Origin of the sequence: Metabacillus sp. YM-086 (genome assembly GCF_048059995.1) — a bacterium.
GTDB classification, from domain to species: domain Bacteria; phylum Bacillota; class Bacilli; order Bacillales; family Bacillaceae; genus Metabacillus; species Metabacillus litoralis_B.
This window is the reverse complement of the sequence record NZ_JBLUOI010000017.1, coordinates 32,709-36,892: the sequence shown is the minus strand read 5'-3', so window position 1 is coordinate 36,892 and position 4,184 is coordinate 32,709. Positions and strand designations below refer to the sequence as shown.

Genomic DNA, 4,184 nt, shown 5'->3' with positions numbered 1-4,184 from the left:
ACCGCGATTCTCGGGTTTTATCCGCGATTCTCGGGTTTTATCCGCGATTCTCGGGTTTTATCCGCGATTCTCGGGTTTTATCCGCGATTCTCGGGTTTATCCGCGATTCTCAGGGTTTATCCGCGATTCTCGGGTTTTATCCGCGATTCTCGGTTTTTATCCGCGATTCTCGGGAGTATATCCGCGATTCTCGAGGGTATATCCGCGATACACAGTCTCAACGATCCCAGGTCCTACCCGCAATCAAATCACTTACTTTTCATACTCATTCTCATATAGCGCTTAAACAGCGCTTGTTGACTTCCATCTTTTTGTGAAAGATAGAATTGTGGAAACAGATTTTCAAAGTATTGATGAAAACGTCCGTATCGTATGCCCATCACGAACTTCTGATCCGCATATGGATATTCTTCGACAATCCACTCAGCAGCATCATCATGATGCATAACTAATACTTCACATAAATACAGACTCATACATGTTTCAAACTCTTCAATCGTTATTTGTATGTCAAAAAAATAGTTGTTTCGAACTAAATGAAAATAAAATTCCTCTAAAGAAATGAGACTTTTAGGGGAATAATCAAGAAGTACATTAAACTCTTTTGAAATTTCTTCTAATAGCTTAAGATGTTCCTGGCGATGTTCGTAATAAAAAGCCTTTGCTGCGTAAATATTATCAAAGAAAGGTAATGTTGAAGCATACTCTTGAATTGAATCGTGGTTGTTTTCAAAATTTAATTGCATGTTCTGCCCCCTTCTCCCTGTTAAAACCTATATATGTCTCAGCAGGATCTGCTGCTTCTGAAGTATAACACAGAAAATGGCTTGGAAAATCTGTAACAATTTTTTCATAAATGAGGAAGTAAGTGGATGATAAAAGGTAGTAAAATAGAAAGGTGAGCCTTTTTTGGCCTGCAGTTTCTTAATCGGCCTTAGCATGTTTTTTGTAAAAGTAAAGACAGTATACGTTAAATTTTTATTAAAAGTAAAAATCAATCATGTTACATGGAAAGCTCAATATACTATTCAAGGGTATATATCACATCAAGAAAAAAAGATTCATTTTTTTCGCTAATATAGGTCATTTTGAGGTTGTTTTTAGAAAAAAAACAGGTATGATTTAAATTGCTCTGTGTTTTTTGCAAAATAAAAAAATAATCCTTAAAACTTGGATTATTGGAGGGGTGAAGCATGCCCGACTATGGACAACTGGCCTTAATAAGTATGGTTGTACACCTTGCTTTCATCGCAGTAACTTGGTGGGCCTTACAAGCATTAAACATTGAAAAATGGATTAAAGCGGGCAAAGTCATTCAAGCGAAGGTACTTCTTATATTATTAACCATTGCCATTGGATCATTAGTAAGTAATTTTTTCCTTGATTATTTATTATGGTCACAACAACTTCCATCACTTTTTTAGAAAAAACGTTGGTTTATAGCGGATCTTAAACGGGAAATAGGTACATATTGATCGTTTTACAGAATTGTCTATTATTGACGACTTTTTCCACGTATGGACACTTTTTATCCGGTAACAATGTTACTAAGGAGAGGAAGTGGCCGTGTATGAGATATAAAGGGATAGGAATTATGGTTTTAATGTTGTCAATACTTTTTAGTTTCGTGGCAAATCACATTGGAGCAACTGAACGTCAATCGAAATTATTTCAAATTGCTAAAGGTATGGAACATCAAGATATTGACATCAAAGAATGGTCTTTATATGCTAAACAGGTTGTCAGCAATCAATCAATCGATGAAGTGAAACAAATAACAGACCAATACCGTCAATTTAATTGGACGTTCTCAGAGGACGATAACGTTTATAAAGCGATTGGTGTTTTTAACAATAGAGAGAAAAATGTAACAGAAAAGCTTCAGATTTTAAACACCCTCACAAACAATCAATCACAATCGTATATCCTTTATGAGGTTAAGGGTGTAAACTCACAAAAAAATTGGAACAACATCAACGACTACTTCCAAACAAATGCTTTCGACATCTTTCATGAAAAACCTACAATTTTTGCTTGTATGGCAGGAATCATTAATGATAATATGGAAGGTGTTTTGAATCAAAAATCAGAAAACTTGTTAAAAGAATTTGAGGCGAAACCGGTAGAACAACTGCAGGAACCAGATTTTCTTTCGGTATCGGCTAAAACCCCTATATGGGAAGATTTCATTCCAACAGATGAAAACAACATGAACATACAAATTGCATTAAGAACTGACGGATTGGGCGGTAAAACTACGGTCGTTATAGGAACACCAATCATTACGTCTGAATATTAATATAGAGAAATTGGGACGCGGAGGGGAATACTTTGGAAAAAATCATCGTCCGTGGCGGTCGTAGGTTAAACGGTACTGTGCAAGTTGAAGGAGCAAAAAATGCCGTTCTACCAGTTATCGCTGCATCATTATTAGCAAGTGAAGATAAAAGTATAATAAGTAATGTGCCTACGCTCTCCGATGTGTATACAATTAATGAAGTTCTACGCCATTTAGGCGCAGATGTCCATTTTGAAAATAATCAAGTGATTGTAGATGCATCAAAAGAGCTATCAACAGAAGCACCATTTGAATATGTAAGAAAAATGCGTGCGTCTGTACTTGTCATGGGAGCACTCTTAGCTCGTAATGGTCATGCACGTGTTGCATTACCAGGTGGTTGTGCAATTGGCTCACGTCCAATTGATCAGCATTTAAAAGGCTTTGAAGCAATGGGAGCTTCAATTAAAGTTGGAAACGGCTTTATTGAAGCAGAAGTAAATGGAAGACTAAAAGGTGCTAAAGTTTACCTTGATTTCCCAAGTGTTGGTGCAACAGAAAATATCATCATGGCAGCTGCTTTAGCAGAAGGAACAACGGTACTAGAAAACGTAGCAAAAGAACCTGAAATCGTTGACTTAGCGAACTATATCAATGCTATGGGTGGTAAAATCCGCGGCGCCGGTACAGGAACTATTCGTATTGAAGGTGTGGAAACTCTAAAAGGTATTAACCACACAATCATCCCAGACCGTATTGAAGCAGGTACATTCATGGTAGCTGCAGCAATCACAGGCGGAGACGTTCTTGTAAAAGGAGCAATTCCAGAGCATTTAACATCTCTTGTTGCAAAAATGGAAGAGATGGGCGTTAAAATCATTGAAGAACAAGAAGGTTTACGTGTCATCGGACCTGAGAAATTAAAATCTGTAGACTTAAAAACAATGCCACACCCTGGTTTCCCAACAGATATGCAATCGCAAATGATGGCATTGTTACTATGTGCTAACGGAACTAGCATGATCACAGAAACAGTTTTCGAAAATCGTTTCATGCATGTTGAAGAATTCCGTCGTATGAATGGAGATATCAAAATTGAGGGACGTTCCGTTATCATCAATGGACCTGTAAAGCTACAAGGTGCAGAAGTAGCAGCAACTGACCTACGTGCTGGTGCCGCACTAATCCTAGCTGGATTATGTGCAGAAGGCCATACACGTGTCACTGAACTAAAACATCTAGATCGTGGCTATGTAAACTTCCACGATAAGCTTGCATCTATCGGCGCAGATATCGAACGTGTTAAAGAAGAAATCACAACAAAATCTGATCAGCAAGCAGCTGTATCATCAGATTAATATGCCTTCATAAAAGGAGCAGGAGTCAGCAATGGCGCCCTGCTCCTTTTATTTTTATAAGTACGCGTATTATTCACAAATATGTAAAGAAATTAATTCTTTTTACGACTTTACTAGAATACCTTTATTTGTTGAAGATTATACATGGAATTTTATAAAACTTTGGTGAAAAGTAAGTGAATGAGATTTTATAGGGATTAGCCAGTGGTGTTTGAACGACAAAACAGAGGTCAGTAGGGGGGAGAGTGTCGTTCATAAGGGTGATGAACGACAAAAGAGAGGTCAGTTGAAAGAGAAATGTCGTACATAAGGTTGAAGCAGCTCTTACTCCGGTTCCTTCCGTTGATAATTAGAAGAAGAATTGATGTATGAGGCAAATGGGTGCCCGATACGCGAGAATCGAGACAAAAACCAGCATAGAAAGAATGTTCTGTCTCGATACTGCGAGAATTGGGACAAAACTCGGTAAAGAAAGAAAGGTTCTGTCTCGATACTGCGAGAATCGAGACAAAACCCAGTATATTAAGAAAGGTTCTGTCTCGATACCG

General features: G+C 37.7%; 4 protein-coding genes. 3 read left to right on the top strand and 1 reads right to left on the bottom strand.

The genetic code is table 11. The features are described from left to right. Positions 1 to 248 precede the first annotated feature (248 nt). On the bottom strand, positions 249 to 746 hold the full coding sequence (locus tag ACEWK1_RS09940) for a hypothetical protein (RefSeq protein WP_098795468.1): 498 nt from the start codon (positions 744 to 746) through the stop codon (positions 249 to 251). A 447-nt stretch (positions 747 to 1,193) separates the two neighbouring features. Between ACEWK1_RS09940 and ACEWK1_RS09935 the strand changes: the two genes are divergently transcribed. The 3 genes from ACEWK1_RS09935 to murA all read left to right on the top strand — a co-directional run bounded on the left by ACEWK1_RS09935 (position 1,194) and on the right by murA (position 3,636). Beyond that, entirely contained in the window at positions 1,194 to 1,424 is a 231-nt protein-coding gene (locus ACEWK1_RS09935; RefSeq protein WP_098795469.1) for a DUF1146 family protein, read from the top strand. A gap of 146 nt (positions 1,425 to 1,570) precedes the next feature. After that, positions 1,571 to 2,299 carry a YwmB family TATA-box binding protein gene (locus ACEWK1_RS09930; protein WP_231308629.1) on the top strand — a complete coding sequence of 243 codons (729 nt, stop codon included), beginning with the start codon at positions 1,571 to 1,573 and terminating at the stop codon, positions 2,297 to 2,299. Positions 2,300 to 2,331: 32 nt separating this feature from the next. After that, a complete protein-coding gene (murA, locus tag ACEWK1_RS09925) occupies positions 2,332 to 3,636 on the top strand; it encodes a UDP-N-acetylglucosamine 1-carboxyvinyltransferase (RefSeq protein ID WP_098795471.1) in 1,305 nt (434 codons plus the stop codon). The last annotated feature ends 548 nt before the right edge of the window (positions 3,637 to 4,184 follow it).